Below are 24,165 nucleotides of genomic sequence, written 5' to 3' on the forward strand. Positions count from 1 at the left end.
CCAGCTCCTCTTGTCCGCTCGGACAAGCACGCACCCCCGGCGCGGGGATTCCCCCCGGAATCCCATTGGGGGTGAGGGACGGGTGCGTCCCTGCTGACCAGTGGACGCCTTCACCGACGCGAATGCGACAGGCCTGCCGAGTGTTGGAGGCGATTTGGATTCTGCTTGCCAAATCGGCCTCCCCGCACAGGGCTGGGCTTTGCGTTTCCCGCCCTTGCTTTACCGTCCCGTGGGGCGCGCGCTCAGAGGAGAAGCTCCCCGCTCAGAGGACACATCGCCGCAGGTCAGGGGCGCACGCTCAGCCGAGAAGCGACCCGCTCAGAGATCAAGGAGCGCCCCCTGGGACCGCCGGGACCCGAGCGCCCCTTTCAGGAGCGCGGGGAACTGCGCGACCAGCCCCCAGCACCCCGCACACGACTACACAGGAGCAACCACGACGGCGCTCCGAAAACCGACCTCAGCCATCAACACGCTTCGCGGCGACAACGGCGTCGAACACCACCCTCTTCGGAATCCCCGCCTCCACCGCCACCGCCGCGATCGCCTCCTTGCGGCGCTCGCCGGCCTCCTCCCGCACCCGCACCCGCCGCACCAGCTCCGCCGCGTCGAGTTCCTCGGGCCCGCGCTCGGGCGCGCCCTCGACGACCACGGTGATCTCGCCGCGCACCCCGTCGGCGGCCCACACCGCCAGCTCGGCCAGCGGACCGCGCCGTACCTCCTCGTACGTCTTGGTCAGCTCACGGCAGACGGCGGCCCGCCGCTCGGCGCCGAAGACCTCGGCCATGGCGGCGAGGGTGTCGTCGAGGCGGTGCGGGGCCTCGAAGTAGACGAGGGTGCGGCGCTCCTCGGCGACCTCCTGGAGGCGGGAGCGGCGCTCGCCCGCCTTGCGCGGCAGGAAGCCCTCGAAGCAGAACCGGTCGACGGGCAGCCCGGACAGCGCGAGCGCGGTGAGCACGGCGGACGGCCCCGGGACGGCCGTGACCCGGATCTCCTTCTCCACGGCGGCGGCGACCAGCCGGTAGCCGGGGTCGGAGACGGACGGCATCCCGGCGTCGGTCACGAGCAGCACGCGCGCGCCGCCGACGAGTTCCTCGACCAGCTCCGGTGTGCGGGCCGCCTCGTTGCCCTCGAAGTACGACACCACGCGCCCCTTGGGCGTCACGCCCAGCGCCTGGGTGAGCCACCGCAGTCTGCGCGTGTCCTCGGCCGCGATCACGTCGGCGCCGGTCAGCTCCGCGACGAGCCGGGGCGGCGCGTCCGCGACGTCGCCGATGGGGGTGCCTGCGAGGACAAGGGTTCCAGTCACCCCTCCATCCTCCCAGCCGCCACCGACAGCGCCGTCCCCGGCGGACCCCTGGAGCGGTGAACGCAAAGGAACCCACCGCGAAGCCCCATTGCACGGGACTCACACAGAACGGTTCCCTACGATGGCGCGGTGACCAGTACCGCGTCCTCCTCCACGGACACCCGGCAGGGCCAGGCAGCGCTCGACGAGCGGCCGACGTGGCAGCAGCGGCTGCGCCGGTTCGGCTACACGGCGAGCCCGGTGCACACGGTGCACCCCGCCGGTGGCAGAGGCGCGGCGGGCTCCGGCGCGCAGGCCGACGTCGTCGACCGTCTGGTGCCGCCGTACGCCGAGCCCAGCTCCCGGCTGTGGCTCGCCCTGGGGGTGCCCCCGGTGCTCGCCGAGCGGATCACCCGCTGGTCGGGCTGGGGCGGTCCGCTCCTCGTGACGCTGATGGCGGGCCTGCTGCGGTTCTGGAACCTGGGCAGCCCCAAGGCGGTGATATTCGACGAGACGTACTACGCGAAGGACGCGTGGGCGCTCGTCCACCGCGGTTTCGAGGTCAACTGGGACAAGAACGCCAACGACCTGATCCTGCAGAAGGCCGGCCACGTCGGCATCCCGGTGGACGCGGCGTACGTCGTGCACCCGCCGGTCGGCAAGTACGTCATCGGGCTCGGGGAGCTGATCTTCGGCTTCAACCCGTTCGGCTGGCGGTTCATGACCGCCCTGCTCGGCACACTGAGCGTGCTGCTGCTGTGCCGGATCGGGCGCCGGATGTTCCGGTCCACCTTCCTGGGCTGCCTGGCGGGCGGGCTGATGGCGGTGGACGGGCTGCACTTCGTGATGAGCCGCACCTCGCTGCTCGACGGGGTGCTGATGTTCTTCGTGCTGGCCGCGTTCGGCTGCCTCGTCGTCGACCGGGACAGGTCGCGGGCGAAGCTGGCGGCCGCGCTGCCGGCCGACGCGGACGGCCGGGTCCGCCCGGACGCGGACGTGGCCGACGGCTTCCGCTTCGGGTGGCGCCCCTGGCGCTGGGCGGCGGGCCTCATGCTGGGCCTCGCGCTCGGCACCAAGTGGAACGCCCTCTACATCCTGGCCGCGTTCTGCGTGATGGCGGTCCTGTGGGACGTGGGTGCCCGCAAGGTGGCCGGTGCCCGGCACCCGTACAAGGCGGCCCTGGCGCACGACACGGGGATCACGTTCCTGGCGACGGTCCCGGTGGCGATCGTCGTCTACCTGGCCTCCTGGATCGGCTGGATCCTGTCCCCCACCGACGGCACCGGCGGCTACTTCCGCAACTGGGCGGCCACCGACGGCAAGGGCGGCAGCTGGACGTTCCTGCCGGACTGGCTGCGCAGCCTGTGGCACTACGAGCACGAGGTGTACCTGTTCCACGTCGGCCTCTCGTCGCCGCACACGTACATGTCGAACCCGTGGTCCTGGCTGGTGCTGGGCCGCCCGGTGTCGTACTACTACGAGTCGCCGTCCCCGGGTGTGGACGGCTGCCCGTCGGACGCCGGCGAGAAGTGCGCCCGCGAGGTGCTCGCGATCGGGACGCCGCTGCTGTGGTGGGCGGCCTGCTTCGCGATCGCCTACGTCCTGTGGCGGTGGGCGTTCCGCCGCGACTGGCGGGCCGGCGCCATCGCCTGCGGCATCGCGGCCGGTTACCTTCCCTGGTTCATGTACCAGGAGCGGACGATCTTCCTCTTCTACGCCGTCGTCTTCGTGCCCTTCCTGTGTCTCGCGGTGGCGATGATGGCCGGCGCGATCATCGGCCCGCCGGGCTCCAGCGACACCCGCCGGCTGGTCGGCGCGTCGAGCGCGGGTGTCCTGGTGCTGCTGATCGCCTGGAACTTCATCTACTTCTGGCCGCTGTACACGGGCACGGCGATTCCGATCGACTCCTGGCGTTCACGTATGTGGCTCGATACCTGGGTTTGAGCCACATCCCTGATCTCCGTTCGGCCAACAGTTCGGCCAACAATGGGTCAACACCTGTCACAGGGACCCCACAACGACCTACAGTGCGAGCCACAACCAGCTTTTGAACGCGTTCACAAAATGCGGCAAAAGCTCACGGGAGGGATTTTCGCACCATGCGCAAGGGGGTCAAGGGCGCCCTGATCGGCGGCGTCTGCGCGGCCGTGCTGGGCGGGGGCGGGTACGGCGCCTACAACGTGCTGTCGTCACTCCACGGCGACAGCACACCGGCGGTGCGGACCGGGCCGCCGACGAAGGACGAGATCAAGGACACCACGCAGAAGTTCTTCACGGCCTGGGAGAAGGGCCAGTCGGTGACCGCGGCGTCGTACACGAACGACTCCGCCGACGCCGAACCCGTGCTCACGTCCTTCAGCGACGTGGCGCACATCAAGGACGTGCACATCACGCCCGGCAAGGCGACCGGCGCCACCGTGCCGTACACCGTGAAGGCGACCGTGTCCTACGGCGGGAAGTCGAAACCGCTCACCTACAAGAGCCGCCTGACCGTCGTACGCGGCGAGACCACGCACCGCGCGCTCGTCGACTGGAACCCGACCGTCGTCCACCCGGAGCTCCGGCGCGGCGACACCCTGTCCACCGGCGAGGCCGCGAGCCCGCCCATCGAGGCCGTGGACCGCAACGGCAAGGTCCTCAGCAAGGACAAGTACCCGTCCCTGGGCCCGATCCTGGACGAGCTGCGCAGCCGCTACGGCGACAAGGCGGGCGGCACCCCCGGCGTGGAACTGGTCATCCAGCACGCGTCCGAGGAGTCCGCCGACACCACGCTGCTGACCCTCGCGGAGGGGAAGGCCGGCAGGCTGCAGACGACGCTCGACGCGCGCCTGCAGGCCGCCGCGGAGACCGCGGTGACGAAGTACGCCGAGTCCTCGGTGGTGGCCGTCAAGCCCAGCACCGGCGAGGTGCTGGCGGTGGCCAACCACCGCGAGGACGGCTTCAACGCGGCCTTCCTCGGCGAGCTGGCGCCCGGCTCCACCATGAAGATCATCAGCGCGGCGACTCTCATCGACACCGGCCTGACGTCGGCGAACGGCCCGGCGCCCTGCCCGCCGACCGCGACCTGGCAGAGCCAGACCTTCAGCAATCTCAAGGGACTGCAGCCGGACCTGACGGCCACCCTCTCGGACAGCTTCGCGCGCTCCTGCAACACGGCGTTCGTGAAGTACGCCGACTCGGTGCAGGTCGACTCGCTCACCAAGGAGGCCGAGGACCGGTTCGGGCTCGGGAAGAACAACTGGAAGGTCGGCATCCCGAGCTTCGACGGCCGGGTCCCCGCCTCCGGCGGCCCGGACACCGCGGCCAACCTGATCGGCCAGGGCCAGGTGCAGATGAGCCCGCTGAACATGGCGTCGGTGGCGGCGACCGCGAAGACGGGGGCCTTCCACCAGCCGGTACTCGTCCCGCAGAAGCTGGACGGCCGTGAACTGGCCACCGCGAAGGGCCTGTCGCCCGCCACGGGCGAACAGCTGCGCGCCATGATGAACCGCACCGCGACCAGCGGCACCGCGGCCGGGGTGATGCGCGGGCTGAGCGGCAGCATCGGCGCCAAGACGGGGTCGGCGGAGGTCGACGGCCAGTCCAAGTCGAACAGCTGGTTCGCCGGCTACCGCGACGACGTCGCGGCCGCGGCCATGACCCAGGACGGCGGCCACGGCATCGACGCGGCCGGACCGATTGTCGCGAGTGTGCTACGGATCGGTGGCTGACGTCACTCCCACAGGCCGGGACTCTAGGCTGGTGCCGTCGTTGGGGAGCGTGAGGGCTACGGGGCGACGGGGACCCCGGGGGAAGTGCGCGGAGGAACTGAGCTGTGGGCAAGAGAAGGCGCGTCGTCGAGCGACGGAAGAAGAGACCTGCCGTCATCGGCGGGATGATGGCCGTGGTCGTCGGCGGCGCCGGCTTCGGCCTCTACGCGCTGTACGGCGGCGGGGCGGCCGACGCGGCGTCGACGAAGACCGCCGACCACAAGCCGGTCAAGACCGGCCCGCTGTCCGCCACCGAGGTGCGGACGACGGCGCGCACCTTCCTGTCGTCCTGGCAGCACGGCAAGGTCACCCAGGCCGCCGCCGTCACGGACGACAGCGCGGCCTGCGTCAAGCTCCTCACCGGTTACACCAAGGACGCCCACGTCACGGGCGTCACCCTCACCGAGGGCACCCGCACCGGCGACAAGGTCCCGTTCTCCGTGAAGGCGACGGTGTCCTACAAGGGCGTCAGCAAGCCGCTGTCGTACAGCTCCGCGTTCACCGTGATCCGCCGGACCAGCGACGGCAAGCCGGTGGTGAACTGGCACGCCGCGGTCGTCCACCCGGACCTCGCGGACGGCGACACCCTGGTCACCGGCGAGTCCGGGACCCCGCCGATCAAGGCGCTGGACCGGGACGGCGGGGAGATCACCACCGCCAAGTACCCGTCGCTGGGCTCGGTCCTCGACGGGCTGCGGGAGAAGTTCGGCAAGAAGGCCGGCGGCAAGGCGGGCGTCGAGCTGCGCGTGGTGCGCGGCAAGGCGTCCGAGAAGGAGAAGCTCTCCGACAAGACGCTCCTGGAGCTCAGCAAGGGCACGCCGGGCACCGTGAAGACGACGCTCAGCCCGACCCTGCAGGCGGCCGCCGAGAAGCAGGTCACCACGCAGAAGAACGCCTCGGTCGTGATGATGCGCCCGTCGACCGGCGAGGTCCTCGCGGTCGCCAACTCCAGCCACGGCTTCAACGTGGCCTTCCAGGGCTCCCTGGCGCCCGGCTCCACGATGAAGATCGTCACGTCGACGATGCTGTTCGAGAAGGGGCTCATCACCCCGGACGCGTCGCACCCCTGCCCGAAGACGTACAAGCTCGCCGGGTGGACGTTCCACAACGACGACGACTCCGAGATCAAGCAGGGCTCGTTCAAGCTGAGCTTCGGCGCCTCCTGCAACAACGCCTTCATCAACTTCGCGCCGAAGCTGTCCAACAGCGACCTGACCACCGAGGCCCAGCAGGTCTACGGCCTCGGCATGAACAACTGGGCCATCGGCGTCCCGACCTTCGACGGCTCCGTCCCGGTGCAGAGCGGCGCGCAGATGGGCGCCTCGCTGATCGGGCAGGGCGGGGTGCGCATGAACCCGCTCAACATGGCGTCGGTGTCGGCCACGGTGGACACCGGCACCTTCCACCAGCCGTACCTGGTCGCCCCGAGCATCGACAACCGGACGATCGCGAAGGCCTCGCGCACGATGTCGTCGACGACGCAGTCGGAGCTGAAGGAGGTCATGCAGTACACGGCGGCGTACGGCACGGCGGCGAAGGCGATGTCGGGCCTGAGTTCGAGCTGCGGCGCCAAGACGGGATCGGCCGAGGTCGACGGCCAGAAGAAGCCGAACGGCTGGTTCACCGCGTACTGCGGCGACTTCTCCGCCGCGGGCGTGGTCCAGGCGGGCGGACACGGCGGCGACACGGCCGGCCCGATCGTGGCGGCACTGCTGAAGCTGGGGTCTTCGCTGTAGCGGAGAACCTCAGCCGGCCACGGGGGTCGCCATGTAGGTGCGCCTGAGGAACCGCAGCAGTGCCTTCGACTCGAACTGCACCACCGATGTGCCGTGGTCGGAGTGGAACTCCACCACGGCCTGGACCCTGCCCAGCGGCCACACCCGTACGTCACCGCTCTCCGCGGGCGACCTGAGGCCCTGTTCCAGCAGCGAGCGCGAGAACGTCCACTCGTCCGTGCCGGGCAGGCCGACCTGTACCGCCCTCGGATCGGTATCGGGGTCGTAGCGCAGGACGACGGGGACCGCGGGCGGCTCGTCCCGCGCGTCCTCGTCCGTGACGATGTGGGCTCGCGCATACTGCTCGACTACAGACATCGGACTGCCCTTTACGCTCCGTGCTCTGTGCGAAAGCTGTGCATCCGCTTTCTTATCCAATGTCGCACATTTTCCGGAATGCGCTCACGGGAGCCCTTGCGCGCCCACATGGGATTCCGGATGTGACGACCTTCTTGCTCTTGCAAAACCTTCGCAATAGGACCCTAAAATCGAACCGTGCATGTACCTGACGGATTCATCGACGCCCCCACTTCCGCGGTCACCGCCGTCGTCGCGGCCGGCGCCCTCGCGGTCAGCCTGCGCGGCGCCCGCCGTGAACTCGACGAACGCACGGCGCCGCTGGCCGGGCTGGTGGCGGCGTTCATCTTCGCCGTACAGATGCTCAACTTCCCCGTCGCGGCCGGAACAAGCGGACATCTGCTGGGCGGGGCGCTCGCCGCGATACTCGTCGGCCCGTACACGGGCGTCCTGTGCGTGTCCGTGGTGCTGCTGATGCAGGGCATCCTGTTCGCCGACGGCGGGCTGACCGCGCTCGGCGTCAACATCACCGACATGGCGATCGTGACGACCGTGGTCGCGTACGCCGTCTTCCGCGGCCTGCTGAAGGTCCTCCCCCGCGGCCGGCGCTCGGTGACCGCCGCCGCCTTCGTCGCCGCCCTGCTCTCGGTGCCCGCCGCCGCGGTCGCCTTCACCCTGCTCTACGCGGTCGGCGGCACCACCGACGTCGCCCTGGGCAAGGTGGCCGGCGCGATGATCGGCGTACACGTCCTCATCGGCGTCGGCGAGGCCGCGATCACCGCCCTCACGGTCGGCGCGGTCGTCGCCGTACGCCCCGACCTGGTGTACGGGGCGCGCGGCCTGCGCCAGGGGCTGAAGCTGCGCGTGAACGGCGCCCTGGTCGACGCGCCGGAGCCGGCCGCACCCGTGGCGGCGCGCACCTCCCGGCGCACGCTGTGGATCAGCGGCCTGGTGACCTCCCTGGTGCTCGCCGGGTTCGTCAGCTACTACGCCTCCGCCAGCCCCGACGGCCTGGAGAAGGTCGCCCACGACCACGGCATCGACACGCGGACGAAGGAGCACGCCGCGGCCGGCTCCCCGCTCGCCGACTACGGCGTCGAGGACGTCTCCGACGCTCGGCTCTCCGGCGGCCTGGCGGGCGTCATCGGCGTCGGCACGACGGTCGTCGCGGGCAGCGCGGTGTTCTGGGCGGTGCGCAGGCGCCGTACGAGCGCGCCCGAGGCGCTCTGACATGGGTGCGGGGCACGCCCACCGGCTCTACCGGCACGCGGACTCCCCCGTGCACGCGCTCCCGCCGCACACCAAGCTCGCCGCCGCCTTCGCCTTCGTGGTCGTCGTGGTCTCGACCCCGCGCACCGCGATGTGGGCGTTCGCGCTGTACGCCGTGCTGCTCGCATGCGTCGCGCACCTCGCGCGCGTGCCCGCCGGTTTCCTCCTGAGGCGGCTGCTGATCGAGGTGCCGTTCGTCGCCTTCGCGGTGCTGATGCCGTTCGTCGCGGAGGGCGAGCGGGTCGACGTGCTGGGCCTCTCGCTCAGCGTGAACGGCCTCTGGGGCGCCTGGAACGTTCTGGTCAAAGGCACGCTGGGCGTCGCCACCTCCGTCCTCCTCGCGGCCACCACGGAGCTGCGCGCGCTGCTCCTCGGCCTGGAGCGGCTGAGGCTGCCCCCGCTGCTCGTCCAGATCGCCTCCTTCATGATCCGCTACGGCGACGTGATCACCGACGAGATGCGCCGGATGCGGATCGCCCGGGAGTCCCGCGGCTTCGAGGCGCGGGGCGTGCGCCACTGGGGCGTGCTCGCGAAGTCCGCGGGCGCCCTGTTCATCCGCTCCTACGAACGCGGCGAGCGCGTCCACCTGGCCATGGTGAGCCGTGGCTACACCGGTTCGATGCCGGTCATCGACGAGGTGACCGCGTCCCGGGCGCAGTGGTCGTACGCCTTCGCGCTGCCGCTGTCGGCCCTTGTCGTCTGCCTGCTGGGATGGACCCTGTGACCGCTGTTCCCGCCCCCGCGCCCGCCTCCCTGGAGGTCTCCGGCCTCGCCTTCGCCCACCCGGACGGGCACCAGGCCCTGTTCGGCGTGGACTTCTCCGTGGCGCGCGGCGAGCGGGTCGCGCTGCTCGGGCCGAACGGCGCCGGGAAGACCACCCTCGTGCTGCACCTCAACGGGATCCTGAGCGGCGGCACGGGCACCGTGACGGTGGCCGGACTGCCGGTCGGCAAGCGGCACATGGCCGAGATCCGGCGCCGGGTCGGCATCGTCTTCCAGGACCCGGACGACCAGCTGTTCATGCCGACGGTCCGCGAGGACGTGGCGTTCGGACCGGCGGCGGCCGGCCTGAAGGGCGCGGAACTGGAGGCACGCGTGCGTGCCTCCCTGGACCGGGTCGGCATGGCCGGGTTCGCCGAACGCCCGCCCCATCACCTGTCCTTCGGGCAGCGCCGCCGGGTGGCGGTGGCGACCGTCCTCGCCATGGAGCCGGAGATCCTGGTCCTGGACGAGCCCTCCTCCAACCTGGACCCGGCCTCCCGGCGCGAACTCGCCGACATCCTGCGCTCCCTGGACGTGACCGTCCTGATGGTCACCCACGACCTGCCCTACGCCCTGGAGCTGTGCCCGCGCGCCCTGATCCTGAGCGACGGCACGATCGCCGCCGACGGGCCCACCGCCGAACTCCTCCGCGACGACGCCCTGATGCGCGCCCACCGGCTGGAACTGCCCTTCGGTTTCGACCCGCGCGTGGCGACGGCGGGGTGACGACGGGGTCGCGGCCGGGTGGCGGCGGGGCACGGGAGCGCATGACGCGTTTCCGTGACGACCGTCCCGCCCGTCCGCGCATCCGTGACAATGGGCGCGTGACGCATCAAGAGGACGCCGGGCCGGCCGCCGGGCCGCCGCGGCTGGACGACCAGCTGTGCTTCGCGCTGTACGCCGCGCAGCGCGCCGTGACCGCCGCCTACCGCCCGCTCCTCGACGACCTCGGGCTCACCTACCCGCAGTACCTCGTGCTGCTCGTGCTGTGGGAGCGGGGCGAGACCACGGTGAAGGAGCTGGCGGAGGCGCTCCGGCTCGACTACGGCACGATGTCCCCGCTGCTGAAGCGGCTGGAGGGGGCAGGTCTGGTGCGCAGGGAGCGCTCGGAGCGGGACGAGCGCTCGGTGCTCGTCGCGTGCACCGAGCGCGCGGAGGAACTGCGGGAGCGCGCGGCGCGCATCCCCGGCGCCCTGCTCACGACGACCGGGCTCGACGGGGCCGACGTGGTGCGGCTGCGCGAGGAGTTGCGGGAGCTCGCGGAGCGGGCGGGCAGGGCGGCCTCCCGGCCGGGGTAGCCAGCTCCTGTTACCCACGGTTTCCACCCCCTGCCCCTCCCAGGGCTTCCTACCGGTCGGTACCTTGTGCACGATGTGCTTGCACACTCCTGTGTTGCCCACCACCGTTTCCGCCCTGGGGGAGGTCCCGCCGTGATCGAAGGCGCCACCGTCGACACCCGTCCGACGAAGATCATGTATGTCGCCGAGGCGACCGCGCACGGCGGCCGGAACGGGTATGTCAGCAGTCTGGACGGCCAGATCGAGCTCAAGGTGGCGATGCCTCCGGCGCTGGGCGGGGACGGCGACGGCACCAACCCGGAGCAGCTGTTCGCGGCGGGCTACAGCGCCTGCTTCCACAACGCGCTGATCCTCGTCGGCAACCGCGCGGGCTACGACCTGACCGGCTCCACGGTCGCCGCGAAGGTCGGCATCGGCCCCAACAAGCAGCGCGGCTACGGCCTCGCCGTCGCCCTCAGCGTCTCGCTCCCGGTGCTGGACGGGGACGTCGCGGCGAAGCTGGTGGACGCCGCCCACGAGGTGTGCCCGTACTCGAACGCGACGCGCGGGAACATCGAGGTCACGATCGTGCTCGGCTGACCTCCCTTCCCCTCCCGGGAACGTGCCGAAGGCCACGCCGTACCGAGGAATCCAAGGTCCCGCGGCCATGTTCCACTCACTGTCACCGGCGAGTGGAGGGATCCGGACGTGAACGTGGACGTGCACGGCACTGTGGCGGAGGGCTTCGAGCCGGTCAGGGACGCGTTCGCGGGCAACTTCGAGCTGCTCGGGGACCGGGGTGCGGCGGTGGCCGTGTACCGGGACGGGCACCGGGTCGTCGACCTGTGGGGCGGTGCCCGGGACGTCGACGGGGACGCGGGCGAGGCGCCGTGGGAGCACGGCACCGCCCAGATCGTGCGCTCGGCGACCAAGGGCGTCGCCGCCGCCGTACTGCTGCTGCTGCGCCAGCGCGGCGAGCTGGACCTGGACGCGCCGGTGGGTGAGTACTGGCCGGAGTACAAGGCGGCCGGCAAGGAGCGGACGCTGGTGCGGCACCTGCTCGCGCACCGCGCGGGCGTGCCCGTGCTGGACCGGCCGCTCACCCCCGCGGAGGCCGCCGACCCCGACCTCGGCGCCGCCGCGGTGGCGGCGCAGGCACCGGTGTGGGAGCCGGGCACCGACCACGGCTACCACGCCCAGACGTACAGCTGGCTGACCGGTGAGCTGGTGCGGCGGGTGACCGGGCGGACCGTCGGCGAGTGGATCGCGGACGAGATCGCCGGACCGGCCGGCGCCGAGCTGTGGCTCGGGCTCCCGGCGGCGGAGCAGGCACGCGTGGGGCGCGTGGGGCCCGTCGAGGCACCCGCGACCGCCGGCGCGCTCCGGACCCGGCCCAAGCGGGCCGTCTCCGAGGCGTACGCCGACCACGGGTCGCTGACCCGCCGGGCGTTCGGCGCGATCAGCCCGCTGCCGGACGAGAACGACCCCGGCTACCGCGCGGCCGCCCTCCCCGCCTCCAACGGCATCGCCACCGCCGACGGCCTGGCCCGCTTCTACGCCGCCCTGATCGGCGAGGTCGACGGCGGCACGCGGCTGTTCACCCCGGAGACCGTGGAGCTGGCCCGCACCGAGCAGTCGGCCGGTCCCGACCGGGTGCTGGTCGTCTCCACCCGCTTCGGGCTCGGCTACATGCTGCACGGCAGCGCGTCCCCGCTGCTCTCCCCCGCCTCCTTCGGGCACCCGGGCCGCGGCGGCGCGCTCGCCTTCGCGGACCCCGGGTCGGGCATCGCCTTCGGCTATGTCACCAACGGCTTCCGCAAGAGCGTGACGGCGGACCCGCGGGCGCAGGCGCTGGTGCGCGCGGTGCGCACGGCGCTGTCGTAACCGCCCCGCACGCCCCGCGTACGCCCGCGCCCCCGCGTTCCTCACACGTTGATCGGGTGCGAGTGCCGCCCCGACAGCGCGTCGATCTCGCCGTGCGCCTTGCTCAGCAACTGCATGGCCAGTTCGTTCAGGGCGCGGGCGCCGGCGATCTCCTCGCCGACTCTCGGCTGGTTGCTGTCGGACTCGTGCCGGCTCGCGTGCCCGTGCGCCCGTACCTCGGTGCCGTCGGGCAGCCGGACCAGGGCCACCGCACGCGTGTGCGTGTCGTCCTCCAGGAACTCCATCTCGACATGCCATCCCACAGCGGTCTTCATCATGTTCATCATGGGGTCCACCTCCGGAATCGCTGCTTCCAGGGTGCTCCTCGGGGACCCGGACCGTCACGTCGGCGGACCGGCTACCGGTCCTCGAAGCTGGCGAAGTACGCGGCGGCCATGTCCTCGTCGGCGTGGCCCTGGGCGGCGGCGCGGGCGAACCGTTCGGCGGCCGCCTCGGCGACGTCCAGGCGCACGCCGTGGCTCGCGCCGGCGGCGACGATCAGCCGGGCGTCCTTCCCGGCGGTGTCCACCGCGAACGACGGCGGGGTCAGCCCGCCGTCGAGGATCAGCCCGGCCTTGGCCCGCAGGTAGCCCATGTCGAGGGGGCCGCCCGCGATCAGGTCGAAGAAGCGCTGCGGGTCCACGCCGAGACCCTGCGCCAGCGCGACCACCTCGCCGGTCGCCGCGGTGGCCGCGAGGACCCAGCTGTTGGCGACCAGCTTGAGCCGGGTCGCGGCGGCCGAGGCACCGTCGTCCCCGGTCCACACCGTGCGGGCGCCGACCGCGTCGAAGACGGGCGTGACCGTCTCCCGGCCCTGCTCGGGCCCCGCGGCCAGGACGGTGAGCTGGCCGGCCTCGGCGGGCTGGCGGGTGCCGAGGACCGGGGCGTCGTAGAAGACCAGGCCGTGCTCGCGGGCGAACGCGGCGAGTTCGGGGATCTGGTCGAGGCCCGCGGTGGTCGACTGCACCCAGACCGCCCCGGCGCGCAGCGCGCCCGCGGCCTCGCGCATCGTCTCCAGCGCGGTGGCACCGTCGTAGAGCATGGTCAGGACGACGTCGGCGCCCTCGACGGCCTCGGCCGGTGTGTCGGTGACCTGGGCGCCGTCGGCCGCGAGGGGTTCGGCCTTGGCGCGGGTGCGGTTCCAGGCGCGGACGGTGTGCCCGGCCCTGAGGAGGTTGCGGGCCATCGCGGCGCCCATGATGCCGGTGCCCAGCATGCCCACGGTCGGCTTGTCGGTCATGACGTCTCCCTGTCCTCGTACGTTCCGCAGCCAGCTTGGCGTACCGCGGGCCGCCCGGCGCGCGACAGCCGGATGTCCGGGCGGCGTGCCGGAAAGCGCAGGGGACCCCGGTCCGCCGACCGGGGTCCCCTGCGCGTGAGCGGGCCGGGTCAGCCGTCGTTCTCCGCGGACGGGAGGTAGGCGCCCGGTACGTCGTTCGGCGAGTAGATCTTCCTGTCGCCGGGGTAGGGCTTGGTCCAGTTGTGGGTCTGGTACCAGGTGTAACGGTTCATCTGGGTGGGGTTGGCGTAGTCCGGCACGGCGTTCTTGCCGGTCAGCCGCTGATGCGAGGCCCACGTCCGCCACTGCGCCGCGACGGTCTTCTCGGCCGCCGGGACGGAGACCGACGTCGGCGCGGCCGCCGCCCGGGCGTCCTGGGCCGCCGGGGTGTCCGAGCCGCAGGTCGGCTGCGGGTTCACGCCGAGGGTCAGCGAGGTCCGGTTCGGGACCGCGGTGAACGGGGTGTCGTCCGCCTTGCCCGTGAACGCCCCGTACATCGGGGTGGCCGCGCTGTCGAGCTGGTTCATCGGGTGCACCCCGAGGATCTGCTCGATGGTGCGGACCATGGTGATCTGCGAGTAGTAGTGGTCGTCGACCGTGCCGTGCTGGGCGTACGGGCTGATGACCTGGACCGGGGCACGGTGGCCGTCGACGTGGTCGAGGCCGGCCTGGGAGTCGTCCTCGACGACGAAGATCGCCGAGTCCTTCCAGTACTTGCTGTGCGTGATCTCGTCGACCATGCGGCCGACCGCCAGGTCGTTGTCGGCGACCTCGGCGGCCGCGTTCGCGGGGCCGCCGGTGTGGTCGTTGGAGAACCAGAACATGTTCAGGTTCGCCGGGCCGTTCTTCTCGAAGTCCTGCTTCCAGATCTGCTCTTTGTAGATGTCCGGGACGTCGAGGTCGAACAGCGGGAAGCCCTGCACCGACACGTCGTTGAGCGAGGGGATCGCCGAGCCCGTCTTGATGGGGTAGGCGGTCTGCGCCCCGGTGGCAGCCATGTTCTTGCTGTCGCAGTACAGGTTCTGCCAGGTCGCGCCGGCCGGCTTGCTCTCGTACGACTGGAACTCGCCGAAGTCCTTGACGGTCTGACCGGCCGCCTGCGCGCCGGTCCACAGGAAGCCGGTCTTCTGGTGGCCGAGGACGTCGTTCTCGGTGTCGTAGCTGCGCGTGTACTCGCCGGCCGACGACTCGGTGTACTCCGGGTTGTCGGACTGCATCAGCCAGTTGTGGCCCTCGGCGGAGTTGGTGCCGATGTCGTAGAAGTTGTCGTACAGGCCGAACTGCTGGGCCAGCGCGTGCTGGTTCGGCGTGACGTTCTCGCCGAACTGGGTGAGCGCGGAGTTCCCGTTGCCCTGCGGCAGGTCGCCGAAGACCTGGTCGTAGGTGCGGTTCTCCTTGACGAGCAGGAAGACGTGCTTGATCGTCGACGGGTCGCCGATCCGCTTCGGGACCGGGACGGCCTTCTTGTGGCTGTTGCTCTTGGCCGTCCTGACCGAGTTGGACGTCCAGCCGTTCTGCTTGAACACCTTGTTCGTCTCGGACCTGACGACCTGGTCGCTCGGCATCGTGAACTGGGTGATGCTCGACGTGGTGTCGTGCGTGTTGTGACCGGCGGCGTCGGGGCGCAGCGCGTCGATGCCACGGGTGTTGGCGACGACGATCTTCTTGCCGAGGGCGGTGATCCCCGACGGGAAGTAGTCGGTGGGGACCAGGCCGACGTAGCGGGCGGGCTGCTGCGCGGAGGTGTAGCGGTAGACGGCGACGGCGTTGGCGCGGCCGAGGGTCACCAGGAGCCGGCCGTCGTCGGTGAGCGTCACCGCGTTCGGCTCGTAGCCGACGGACGCCTCGGGCCACGGCTGGGTGGAGATCGTCTGGACGACCTTGTCCTTGCGGCTGTCGATGACCGAGACGCTGTTGTCGGCGGTGTTGGTGACGAACACCGCGCCCTTGCTCGCGTACACGGCGGTCGGGTGCAGGCCGACGTCGACGGTGCCGACGGCGGCGGACGGGTCCGCGGTGTCGATGACGCTGACCGTGCCGGTGGTGCTGGCGCCGGTCTTCGGGTCGGCGACCACGTCGGTGCCGTAGGAGTTGATGGTGGTGTCGCCGGCCTTGGCCGGGCGCCCGCCCTCGTTGCTGACGTAGAGCTTGCCGTCGACCAGGGCGAGGCCGCGCGGGGCGTTGCCGACCGCCCAGGTCTGCTTGATCGTGCCGGTCGCCGCGTCGATGGCGACGACCTTGTTCTCACCGTTGACCGCGGAGTACACGGTGGAGCCGTCGGCCGAGAACACGGCCGCGCCCACCAGCGCCTGCTTGGAGCCGTCGGCCGCGATCGGTACGGCCGTGGGGCTCGCGAGGGTGCCGTCCGCGTTGACGGTGAACTTCGTGTAGCCGTTCGCCTGACCGAGCCACAGCTGCTTGCCGTCGGGCGAGTAGGTGGGGCCCTCCTGGCCGACCGCGCCGCTGCTGATGCGCAGGTTGTCGGCCGCGTTGGTGCCGATCTTCTGCGTGACCTGACCGGTCGCCAGGTCCACGACGACCAGGGACGCGTCGCCGTCGGCGATCGAGGCGGCGAGGTGGGTGCCGTCCGGGCTGACGACCGACGACATGATCTTGCCGTCGTTGATGACGCTGCGGGTGCCGTAAGGGTTGATGTATTGATCGGCGGAAACGACCTGGCCGTTGGCGGTGGTCTGGCCGACCTGCTGGGTGCCGAACTGGTATGTCGAGGCGACGGCGGTGCCCGTGACGCCGAGGGCGACCGCGATACCGGACGTCACCAGCAGGGCCCGGCGGCCGACGCGTCTGCCGAAGAGGTTGAACTGTTTCTTCTCGCTGATCCGACGCTGGCGTGTTACCTGCACGGAACTGTTCCCTTCACTGGGTTTCGAGCAGATCGACGTTGCCGTCGAACTGCCACAGCGGATTCGGGGCGTCGCCGGTCGGGGTCCGCACCAGGAAGTAGCCGTTGACTTCCTTGGGACCGTCGCCGTCGGCCACGAACCGCCCGTCCGAGGTGATGTCGAGCTGGTAGATCGCCGTCCCCGTGACCGCCGCGACGCCCGGGAGGTGCCAGCTCACGACGCAGCGCCAGTCGTTGCCCGCGCCCTCCTGCGCGGTCTGGCCGTCGCTCTTGGTGCACGCCGCCGTGGCCTTCAGCTGCGCCTCGGTGACGGCGGGCCGGTGCAGTTGCTCGGTCTGCAGCCGGTAGAGGTGGCCGAAGACCGTGGCGAGGGACTTCTGCACCTTGTCCTGCTCGATCCCGGAGCCCGTCGACGGGGTGGCCACGGCGACCGCGCCGACGGTGACGGCGGTCAGCGCGGCCAGCGGCAGCACGCCGAGGGTGAGCGCGCGGCGCCCGGAGCCGTCGTAGGCCGGGTTGGTGAAGTCCCGCCGTACGAACAGCACATAGGCGAGGACCGTCGCGAGCACCGCCCACGCCAGGCTCACCGCGACGGCGACGAGGAGCGGGGCGAGCTGGGCGGGGCTGGTGAACAGGCCGTTCCAGGAGATGAAGGCGTAGCCGGGCAGGGCGAGGCGGACGGCGACGGGCAGCGGCAGCATCTGGGCGACCGACATGGCGAGCGCGACGATCGGGGGCAGCAGCAGGCCCATCGGGGAGCGGCCGAGGGCGACCGATCCGAGCAGTCCGATCGCGGCGAGGGAGAGGGTCGGGGCGAGGGCCGCGACCCAGGCGAGCAGGACCCGGCCGGCCGCGTCGCCGGGCGCCAGCAGGTGGCCGTCGAGGCCGACGAGCGGCTGGTTGCCGACCGGCGCCAGCCCGCCGAGGGTGCTGGAGGCGGCCAGTCCGGCCACCAGCAGCAGGATCACGGTGAGGCTGGCCAGTGACTTCGCCACGAAGATCCGCGCGGGCGAGCGGACCGCCACCAGCAGGTGGCGCCAGGTGCCGAGCCGGTCCTCGGCGGCGAACACGTCACCGGCGACCACCGAGGTCAGCAGCGGCAGCGCCCAGGTGCCCGCGAAACCGAGCATCACCAGCGGTCCGGCCCAGCCGGTCGCGTGCATCCAGCGTCCGAAGAGCGTGTCGGCGGGCAGCGTGCTCTGCCGGCTGACCCCCGCGACGAACAGCCCCGGTGCGATCCAGCAGGCGAGCACCAGCAGCCGGATCCGCCACTGCGAGACCAGCTTCACCAGCTCGAAGCGGTAACCGCGCGAGACCGGGACACGACGGGCGGCGGCGGGTGCGGTGCCCGTGGGGGCGGTGGCGGTGGTCGCGGTCATCGTCCGGCCTCCTGGTGCTCGGTGAGGGCGAGGAACGCGGCTTCGAGGGGGGAGACGACGGGGGCGAGTTCGCGCACCGCGACGCCCGACCGCACGACCTCCGCGACGAGTTGGTCGAGTGCGGGCACCAGGGCGCGTACGACGAGCACGTCCGGGTCCTTCCGCAGGCCGAGACCGCCGAGGCCGGTGTCGTCGACGAGCCGGATGCCGGCCGTGGCGGCGGCGAGCCGGCGCGCGGTCTCGGGGTCGGAGGTGCGCAGCCGGTAGTCGAGTTCGCGGTTCTCGGCGGCCAGCTTGGTCAGCGGGCCGGAGAAGACGACGCGTCCGGTGGCGAGGATGGTGACCTCGGAGCAGAGCGCCTCCAGGTCGTCCATCCGGTGGCTGGAGAGGACCACGGCGGTGCCGTCGGCGGCGAGCCGGGTGAGGACGCCGTGCACGTGCCTCTTGCCGGCCGGGTCGAGGCCGTTGGAGGGCTCGTCGAGGACGAGCAGCCGGGGCCGGGTGAGCAGGGCGGCGGCGAGCCCGAGCCGCTGGCGCATGCCGAGGGAGAAGCCGCGGGTCTTGTCGTCGGCGACGTCGGTGAGCCCGACCTCGGCGAGCACGTCGTCGACCGCCGTGCCCCCTGTGGCCCCCGTGCCCCCCGCGGCCCCTGCGGTTCCCGTGCTCCCCGTAGCCCCTGTGTCGAGGCCGCGGAGCGCTGCCAGCGCGGCGAGGTTCTGCCGGGCGGTGAGCGAGGGGTAGAGACCGGGCGCGTCCACGAAGCCGGCGACGTCGTCGGGAGCGGCGAGCGCCCGCTCGACCGGGGTGCCCAGGATCTCCAGCCGGCCGCCGTCGGCGACGGCCAGCCCGAGCAGCAGGCCGAGCAGGGTCGTCTTGCCGGCGCCGTTCGGGCCGACCAGGCCGTGGATCTGTCCTTGCGTCACGTCCAGGTCCACGGCGTCCAGCGCCACGACGTCACCGAAGCACTTGGTGATCCCACGGGCCTGGACTGCGTGCGGTGTGTCCATGAGTCCCATGCGTCCCTTCTTCCGCAATCCGCAGGGACTTTATGGAGAACACACAACTTGGGCACAGACGAATGGCTGAACGCCCGTCGAACGGTTCGTCAAGGCAACGGCAAGTCGGCCAGGAGGGAGGCGAATTCCGGCCGAATCCGGTCAACGTCAGGACGTACCCGGGTCGTATGACGGCCGTCGTCCCGGAGATGGAGCCCTGCGCAACGGAGGGAACCGCAAGGCGGCATGAACGCGTCACCGCCGACGAGTGCCTGACGGCGCGGACGCCGGAGGGCGGCTTTCGGTGACCGTCGCCGACTGGACCGACTGCCTCGTACAGCTGCAGCTGGGCAACGCGGCCGCCGTGTCGACCACCGACAACGTCCTCGCCGGACTCAGCCGCCCAGGACCCCACCACCCGCATCACCGGCCCACGGTTCACCTACGAGCCGCACGGCATCGCCGTCTCGAAGAAGTCGCCGGAGCTCGTCCGCTTCGTCAACGGCGTGCTCGCCCGCCCGCGCCGCGCTACCGCGAGTGACACCGTTGCAGCCCCGAGAGGCCCACCTTGTACTCCCGGAACGGACGCACGTCGGCTGTCATCGCATCGCGCTCCCCTCTGTGTCGTACCGCAGGCTGACCGGCGACCGCCCTGATCAGAACATGGCGTCGGTGGTCATACCGCGGACGTCGACCGACAGGACGCCGGCGGAACCACGTGCCCGCGACCAGCAAGGAACTCCGGGCGCATCCCGCCCGCACTCGGCCGACGACGGTTCCCCCGCCGCTCAACCGGCGTGCAGCAGCAGCCCGATCCCGACGACCAGCAGGCCCGCGGCCACGATCCTTGGCACCCCGAAGCGCTCCTTGAAGAAGACCGCTCCGATGGCCGCGCCGACGATGATCGACGACTCGCGCAGCGCGGCCACCGGTGCCAGCTCGGCGCGGGTCTGTGCCCACAGGACCAGTCCGTAGGCGAGGACGGAGAGCAGGGCGCCGAAGAGCCCGAGGGCCGCGAACGGGCGGGCCGCGGTGAGCAGTTCGCCGCGTCTGCGGTACAGGGCGTACGCCGGGATGGCGAGCCCTTGCAGGGCCATCAGCCAGGCGATGTAGCCCACGGAGGATCCCGAGGCCCGGACCCCGAGGCCGTCCAGGACGGTGTACGCGGCGATCGTCAGGCCGGTGGCGAGGGCCGCCCCGATCGCCGTCCAGTCGGGGCGGCGGCCGCGCAACCCCCACAGGGCGACCCCGGTGAGCCCGGCGCAGGACACGGCGATGCCCGCGGCCGCCGGGGCGTCCGGCACCTCGTGCGCGAACACGGCGGCGAACAGCGTGACCAGGAGCGGCGCGGTCCCGCGCGCGATCGGATACGCCTGCCCGAAGTCGCCGAGCCGGAAGGAGAGCATCAGCAGCGCGAAGTAGGCGACATGGACGACCCCGGAGGCGATCAGGTACGGCCATGCGCCGGCCGCCGGAACGGCGGAGAACGGCATCAGCAGCAGCCCGATCAGCACGCCTCCGCCGGCGATCAGCGAGGAGCCGACGAGTTTGTCGGTGATCCGGTGGGCGATCGCGTTCCAACTGGCGTGCGTGACCGCGGCGAAGAGGACGGCCGCGGTGACCAGTGGGGTCACGCGGTGGGCTCGCGCACGTCCACGACGGTGGCCCCGGCGTGCTCCACCAGGGCGGCGGGCGCGATCGGGAAGACGGCGTGGGGGTTGCCGGCCGCGGCCCACACGACGTCGTGCCGCAGCAGCGCCCGGTCGGCGAGCACGCGCGTGCGTGTCCGGTGCCCGAAGGGCGGCACGCCGCCGATGGCGTACCCGGTCGTCTCGCGTACGACGTCCGCCCTGGCCCGGGTCACCTTCTCGGCGCCGAGTTCCTTGCGGACCAGTTCCACGTCGACCCGGGAGGCCCCGTCCATCAGCACCAGCACCGGCACCCCGTCGGCCGCGAAGATCAGCGACTTGCAGATCTCGCCGAGCTCGCACCCGACCGCCGCGGCGGCCTCGGCCGCGGTACGGGTCGCGTCCGGGAACCGCCGGATTCGCGAGGTCAGCTCCCCGAGGCCGAGTTCCTCCAGGGCGGCGGCGAAACGAGGGTGGGCACCGGAGTCCCCGGCGTCGGCGTCAGTGGCGGCTGTCGTCGTCATGGGGGCACGCTAGCCAAGCGGGGGAAGTGACGGCGAGTGGTTAACGCGGGGCGGGGTGCCGGGGCGGTCACGGCACGAGGAAGCCGGTGAGGGCGCCCCGTCCCCACGGACCCTCACCGGCGGTCTGTCGTGCGCCCTGCGTCAGGCGCGTACCAGCTCCCGGTCCTCGTCGTCCCTGCCGGAGTCCTCGCCGGCGTTCTTGTCGGCGTTCTTGTCGGCGTTCTCGTCGGACAGGGCACGCAGGCCCTCGCCCTCGACGTCGACGTTGGGCAGCGCCCGGTCCAGCCACTTCGGCAGCCACCAGGCGCGCTTGCCGAGCAGGGCGAGCACTGCCGGGACGATCGCCATGCGGACGACGAACGCGTCGAAGAAGACGGCGATGGCGAGGCCGAAGCCGATCATCTTGATCATGGACTCGCTGGACGTGACGAAGCCGCTGAAGACGGACATCATGATGATCGCGGCGGCGGCCACGACCCGCGCGCTGTGCCGGAAGCCGGTCACCACGGCCTGGCCCGGCGTCTCGCCGTGGACGTACGCCTCCCGCATCCGGGTCACGAGGAACACCTCGTAGTCCATGGCGAGGCCGAAGACCACGCCCACCATGAAGATCGGCATCATCGACATGATCGGGCCGGTCTGCTCGACGCCGAGCAGGCCGCCGAGCCAGCCCCACTGGAAGACCGCGACGACGGCGCCGAGCGCGGCGAGCACGCTGAGCAGGAAGCCGAGGGCCGCCTTCAGCGGGACCAGGATCGAACGGAAGACCGCGATGAGGAGGAGGAAGGCGAGGCCGACCACCAGCGCCAGGTACGGGACCAGCGCGTCGTTGAGCTTCTGCGAGAAGTCGATGTTCATCGCGGTGGTGCCGGTGACCAGGACCCGTGCGCCGGTGTCGGCCTTGACGTCGGCACCCTGGTCGCGGATGGCGTGCACCAGGTCCTCGGTCTGCACCGAGGACGGCTTGGAGTCCGGGATCACCGTGATCGTCGCGGTGTCGCCGGCCTTGTTGAACGCCGCCGGGGTCACCGTCACGACGTCCTTGAGGCCCTTGATGTCGTCGGCCACCCTGGTGGCCGCGGCCTTGGGGGTGTCACTGCCCTTGGCGTCGACCACGATCATCAGGGGCCCGTTGAAGCCGGGACCGAAGCCCTCCGACAGCAGGTCGTACGCGCGGCGCTGGGTCGTGGACGTGGGCTGCGAGCCGTCGTCGGGCAGGCCCAGTTCGAGCTGGGTGGCCGGGAGGGCGATCGCGCCCAGTCCGACCACGCCGAGCAGCAGCACGACCGCCGGGCGGCGGACCACGAAGCTCGCCCAGCGGGCGCCCAGGCCGGGCTTGTCCTCGCGGGTGGCATGGGCGTGCGTCCGGCGCTTCTCGCCCGCGGCCCTGACCCGCCGGCCCGCGTAGCCGAGCATCGCCGGGATCATGGTCAGCGCGATGAGGACGGAGACCACGACCGTGCCCGCCGCCGCGAGGCCCATCTTCGTCAGCATCGGCACGCCGACGACCGAGAGGCCCGCGAGCGCGATCACGACGGTGAGGCCCGCGAAGACCACCGCCGAGCCGGCCGTACCGGCCGCGCGGCCGACCGCCTCCTCGCGGTCGCGGCCCTCGGCCAGTTCGCCGCGGTAGCGGGAGACGATGAACAGCGCGTAGTCGATGCCGACCGCGAGACCGATCATCAGCGCCAGTGTGGACGTGGTGTCGCCGAGGTCGAGTGTCTTGGCGAGGGCGGTGATGGTGGAGACGCCGATGCCTACGCCGATGATCGCCGTGAGCAGTGGCAGTCCGGCCGCGACCAGTGAGCCGAGGGTGACGACGAGGACGACGGCGGCGATGGCGAGACCGATGGCCTCACCGGCGCCTCCCGCCTCGGCCCCGGCCTGGAGCGCGTCACCGCCGACCTCGACGGTCAGCCCGGCCTTCTGGGCGTCGTGCGCGGCCGTCTCCAGCGCGTCGCGGGAGGAGTCCTTGAGCTCCGTACCGGAGACGTCGTAGCGCACCGAGGCGTAGGCGACCGTGCCGTCCTTGCTGACGGCGTGCTGCTTGTAGGGGTCGGAGACGGAGGTGACCTCCGAGCCGCCGGCCAGTTCCTTCACGGTCTTCTTGACGGTCGCCTTGTTGAGCTTGTCCGTCATCTTCTCGCCGGCCGGCGCCTTGAAGACCACGCGCGCGGTGGCGCCGTCGGAGCTGGAGCCGGGGAAGCGCTGGTCCAGCAGGTCGAAGGCCTTCTGGGCCTCGGTGCCGGGGATCGAGAACGAGCTGGAGCCGGCGGCGGGGGCCGAGGCGGCCGCGACTCCGGCGAGGGTCAGCAGCGCCACCCATATGAGGGCGACGTAGTGCCGTCGCCGAAAGGCGAGCCGGCCCAGTTTGTAGAGGAACGTGGCCACGAGGGCGTACTCCCGGTCAGGTCGTGGGGTATTCAGGGCAGGGGTGATCAACCCGGTGGGGGCAGGGGTGATCGGCCCGACGACGTGAGCGGAGACGTCAGGTGGGCTTGCTGCGGGGAGTCGTCAGCAGGTGACGGGTGCGCCGAGGGCGGGGAGCACGACGGCGTCGATGTACGACAGCAGGAAGGTCTGGGTGGGCGGCTGCTCGTCGATCAGGGAGCGAGCGGCGAATCCACCGATCATCATGTGCATCACGAAGTCGATCGCCGGGTTGTCGGCACGGATCTCGCCCCGGTCGACCGCCCGTTGCAGCACCTGGCGGAACCCGGCCATCTCGGGCTCGATCAGGTGCTCCTTGAACGCCTGCAGGAGATCCGGGTTGCCGTGGATCGCCATGGCGAGACCCCGCATCAGCGCGGAGTTCTGCTCCATCTCGCAGTCGTCCGAGCGCATCGTGAGAGCGTGCAGGTCGCCGCGGAGCGACCCGGTGTCGATCTCGTCGATCGCGGCGCCCGGCTTCTGGTACCGCACCGCCCTGGCCACCAGCTCGGCCTTGCCGCCCCACTGGCGGTAGAGGGTGGCCTTGCTGGACTTGGTGCGGGCGGCGACGGAGTCCATGGTGAGGGCGTCGTAACCGACCTCGCGGAGCAGGTCGAGCACGGCCTCGTACAACTCGGCCTCACGCTCGGGCGTGATGCGACTGCGACGCGCCGTTGCGACCTCAGTCATGCCACTCACCCTTCACTGCTCCATGGGCACCTTCGTGCTT

At 71.5% G+C, this 24,165-nt stretch carries 20 protein-coding genes; 9 read left to right on the plus strand and 11 right to left on the minus strand.

Annotation, left to right across the window (positions count from 1 at the left end; translation table 11 throughout):
* Positions 1-457: 457 nt before the first annotated feature.
* The gene (gene rsmI, locus ABZ887_RS13085; RefSeq protein ID WP_361287158.1) at positions 458-1,306 is read right to left on the minus strand and encodes a 16S rRNA (cytidine(1402)-2'-O)-methyltransferase; all 849 of its coding nucleotides are present in this window, start codon (positions 1,304-1,306) and stop codon (positions 458-460) included.
* Between the two features lie 129 nt (positions 1,307-1,435).
* On the opposite strand from rsmI, the gene ABZ887_RS13090 reads away from it, so the two are divergent.
* The 3 genes from ABZ887_RS13090 (at position 1,436) to ABZ887_RS13100 (ending at position 6,770) form a co-directional block, all read left to right on the plus strand.
* On the plus strand, positions 1,436-3,229 hold the full coding sequence (locus ABZ887_RS13090) for a phospholipid carrier-dependent glycosyltransferase (protein WP_361287161.1): 1,794 nt from the start codon (positions 1,436-1,438) through the stop codon (positions 3,227-3,229).
* Between the two features lie 155 nt (positions 3,230-3,384).
* The gene (locus tag ABZ887_RS13095) at positions 3,385-4,995 is read left to right on the plus strand and encodes a penicillin-binding transpeptidase domain-containing protein (RefSeq protein WP_361287164.1); all 1,611 of its coding nucleotides are present in this window, start codon (positions 3,385-3,387) and stop codon (positions 4,993-4,995) included.
* 104 nt (positions 4,996-5,099) lie between these two features.
* Positions 5,100-6,770, plus strand: a complete 1,671-nt coding sequence (locus ABZ887_RS13100) for a penicillin-binding transpeptidase domain-containing protein (protein ID WP_361287167.1) — start codon at positions 5,100-5,102, stop codon at positions 6,768-6,770.
* Between the two features lie 9 nt (positions 6,771-6,779).
* On the opposite strand, the gene ABZ887_RS13105 is transcribed toward ABZ887_RS13100, so the two are convergent.
* A complete protein-coding gene (locus ABZ887_RS13105) occupies positions 6,780-7,127 on the minus strand; it encodes an SsgA family sporulation/cell division regulator (protein ID WP_361287170.1) in 348 nt (115 codons plus the stop codon).
* Positions 7,128-7,304: 177 nt separating this feature from the next.
* On the opposite strand from ABZ887_RS13105, the gene ABZ887_RS13110 reads away from it, so the two are divergent.
* From ABZ887_RS13110 to ABZ887_RS13135, 6 genes are all read left to right on the plus strand, one after another.
* Entirely contained in the window at positions 7,305-8,336 is a 1,032-nt protein-coding gene (locus tag ABZ887_RS13110) for an energy-coupling factor ABC transporter permease (RefSeq protein ID WP_361287173.1), read from the plus strand.
* A gap of 1 nt (position 8,337) precedes the next feature.
* On the plus strand, positions 8,338-9,099 hold the full coding sequence (gene cbiQ, locus ABZ887_RS13115) for a cobalt ECF transporter T component CbiQ (RefSeq protein ID WP_361287176.1): 762 nt from the start codon (positions 8,338-8,340) through the stop codon (positions 9,097-9,099).
* Positions 9,087-9,863, plus strand: coding sequence for an ABC transporter ATP-binding protein (locus tag ABZ887_RS13120; protein ID WP_361287179.1), 777 nt, complete (start codon positions 9,087-9,089; stop codon positions 9,861-9,863). The genes cbiQ and ABZ887_RS13120 overlap by 13 nt, the downstream gene beginning before the upstream one ends.
* Positions 9,864-9,961: 98 nt before the next feature.
* Positions 9,962-10,435, plus strand: a complete 474-nt coding sequence (locus tag ABZ887_RS13125; RefSeq protein WP_361287182.1) for a MarR family transcriptional regulator — start codon at positions 9,962-9,964, stop codon at positions 10,433-10,435.
* A 174-nt stretch (positions 10,436-10,609) separates the two neighbouring features.
* A complete protein-coding gene (locus tag ABZ887_RS13130) occupies positions 10,610-11,014 on the plus strand; it encodes an organic hydroperoxide resistance protein (protein ID WP_361287360.1) in 405 nt (134 codons plus the stop codon).
* Positions 11,015-11,128: 114 nt separating this feature from the next.
* The gene (locus ABZ887_RS13135) at positions 11,129-12,298 is read left to right on the plus strand and encodes a serine hydrolase domain-containing protein (RefSeq protein WP_361287363.1); all 1,170 of its coding nucleotides are present in this window, start codon (positions 11,129-11,131) and stop codon (positions 12,296-12,298) included.
* A gap of 41 nt (positions 12,299-12,339) precedes the next feature.
* Here the strand turns inward: ABZ887_RS13135 and ABZ887_RS13140 are convergent, their stop codons facing one another.
* From ABZ887_RS13140 to ABZ887_RS13180, 9 genes are all read right to left on the minus strand, one after another.
* Positions 12,340-12,615, minus strand: coding sequence for a DUF1876 domain-containing protein (locus ABZ887_RS13140; RefSeq protein ID WP_089102439.1), 276 nt, complete (start codon positions 12,613-12,615; stop codon positions 12,340-12,342).
* An 80-nt stretch (positions 12,616-12,695) separates the two neighbouring features.
* The gene (locus tag ABZ887_RS13145) at positions 12,696-13,577 is read right to left on the minus strand and encodes an NAD(P)-dependent oxidoreductase (RefSeq protein ID WP_361287185.1); all 882 of its coding nucleotides are present in this window, start codon (positions 13,575-13,577) and stop codon (positions 12,696-12,698) included.
* A 149-nt stretch (positions 13,578-13,726) separates the two neighbouring features.
* The gene (locus tag ABZ887_RS13150) at positions 13,727-16,480 is read right to left on the minus strand and encodes an alkaline phosphatase family protein (RefSeq protein ID WP_361287188.1); all 2,754 of its coding nucleotides are present in this window, start codon (positions 16,478-16,480) and stop codon (positions 13,727-13,729) included.
* Between the two features lie 13 nt (positions 16,481-16,493).
* Positions 16,494-17,858: an ABC transporter permease gene (locus tag ABZ887_RS13155; RefSeq protein WP_361287191.1), complete on the minus strand. Its 1,365-nt coding sequence runs from the start codon at positions 17,856-17,858 to the stop codon at positions 16,494-16,496.
* Positions 17,855-18,865 carry an ABC transporter ATP-binding protein gene (locus ABZ887_RS13160; RefSeq protein WP_361287368.1) on the minus strand — a complete coding sequence of 337 codons (1,011 nt, stop codon included), beginning with the start codon at positions 18,863-18,865 and terminating at the stop codon, positions 17,855-17,857. Before ABZ887_RS13160 ends, ABZ887_RS13155 begins: the two co-directional genes overlap by 4 nt.
* Positions 18,866-19,641: 776 nt before the next feature.
* Positions 19,642-20,487: a DMT family transporter gene (locus tag ABZ887_RS13165; protein ID WP_361287194.1), complete on the minus strand. Its 846-nt coding sequence runs from the start codon at positions 20,485-20,487 to the stop codon at positions 19,642-19,644.
* Complete coding sequence (locus tag ABZ887_RS13170) at positions 20,484-21,005, minus strand: YbaK/EbsC family protein (protein WP_361287197.1); 522 nt, start codon at positions 21,003-21,005, stop codon at positions 20,484-20,486. The genes ABZ887_RS13165 and ABZ887_RS13170 overlap by 4 nt, the downstream gene beginning before the upstream one ends.
* A gap of 141 nt (positions 21,006-21,146) precedes the next feature.
* Positions 21,147-23,396: an MMPL family transporter gene (locus ABZ887_RS13175; RefSeq protein WP_361287200.1), complete on the minus strand. Its 2,250-nt coding sequence runs from the start codon at positions 23,394-23,396 to the stop codon at positions 21,147-21,149.
* 123 nt (positions 23,397-23,519) lie between these two features.
* On the minus strand, positions 23,520-24,125 hold the full coding sequence (locus ABZ887_RS13180; protein WP_361287203.1) for a TetR/AcrR family transcriptional regulator: 606 nt from the start codon (positions 24,123-24,125) through the stop codon (positions 23,520-23,522).
* Between the last annotated feature and the right edge of the window lie 40 nt (positions 24,126-24,165).

This window comes from Streptomyces sp. NPDC047061 (genome assembly GCF_040643955.1).
Classification (GTDB): domain Bacteria; phylum Actinomycetota; class Actinomycetes; order Streptomycetales; family Streptomycetaceae; genus Streptomyces.

What these genes read in the sequence shown, in the direction of transcription:
- ABZ887_RS13145 (WP_361287185.1), bottom strand. Translation starts at nt 13,577, where the DNA reads ATGACCGACAAGCCGACCGTGGGCATGCTGGGCACCGGCATCATGGGC.
- ABZ887_RS13095 (WP_361287164.1), top strand. Translation starts at nt 3,385, where the DNA reads ATGCGCAAGGGGGTCAAGGGCGCCCTGATCGGCGGCGTCTGCGCGGCC.
- ABZ887_RS13130 (WP_361287360.1), top strand. Translation starts at nt 10,610, where the DNA reads ATGTATGTCGCCGAGGCGACCGCGCACGGCGGCCGGAACGGGTATGTC.
- ABZ887_RS13155 (WP_361287191.1), bottom strand. Translation starts at nt 17,858, where the DNA reads ATGACCGCGACCACCGCCACCGCCCCCACGGGCACCGCACCCGCCGCC.
- ABZ887_RS13180 (WP_361287203.1), bottom strand. Translation starts at nt 24,125, where the DNA reads ATGACTGAGGTCGCAACGGCGCGTCGCAGTCGCATCACGCCCGAGCGT.
- ABZ887_RS13105 (WP_361287170.1), bottom strand. Translation starts at nt 7,127, where the DNA reads ATGTCTGTAGTCGAGCAGTATGCGCGAGCCCACATCGTCACGGACGAG.
- ABZ887_RS13120 (WP_361287179.1), top strand. Translation starts at nt 9,087, where the DNA reads ATGGACCCTGTGACCGCTGTTCCCGCCCCCGCGCCCGCCTCCCTGGAG.
- cbiQ (WP_361287176.1), top strand. Translation starts at nt 8,338, where the DNA reads ATGGGTGCGGGGCACGCCCACCGGCTCTACCGGCACGCGGACTCCCCC.
- ABZ887_RS13170 (WP_361287197.1), bottom strand. Translation starts at nt 21,005, where the DNA reads ATGACGACGACAGCCGCCACTGACGCCGACGCCGGGGACTCCGGTGCC.
- ABZ887_RS13140 (WP_089102439.1), bottom strand. Translation starts at nt 12,615, where the DNA reads ATGATGAAGACCGCTGTGGGATGGCATGTCGAGATGGAGTTCCTGGAG.
- ABZ887_RS13160 (WP_361287368.1), bottom strand. Translation starts at nt 18,865, where the DNA reads ATGGACACACCGCACGCAGTCCAGGCCCGTGGGATCACCAAGTGCTTC.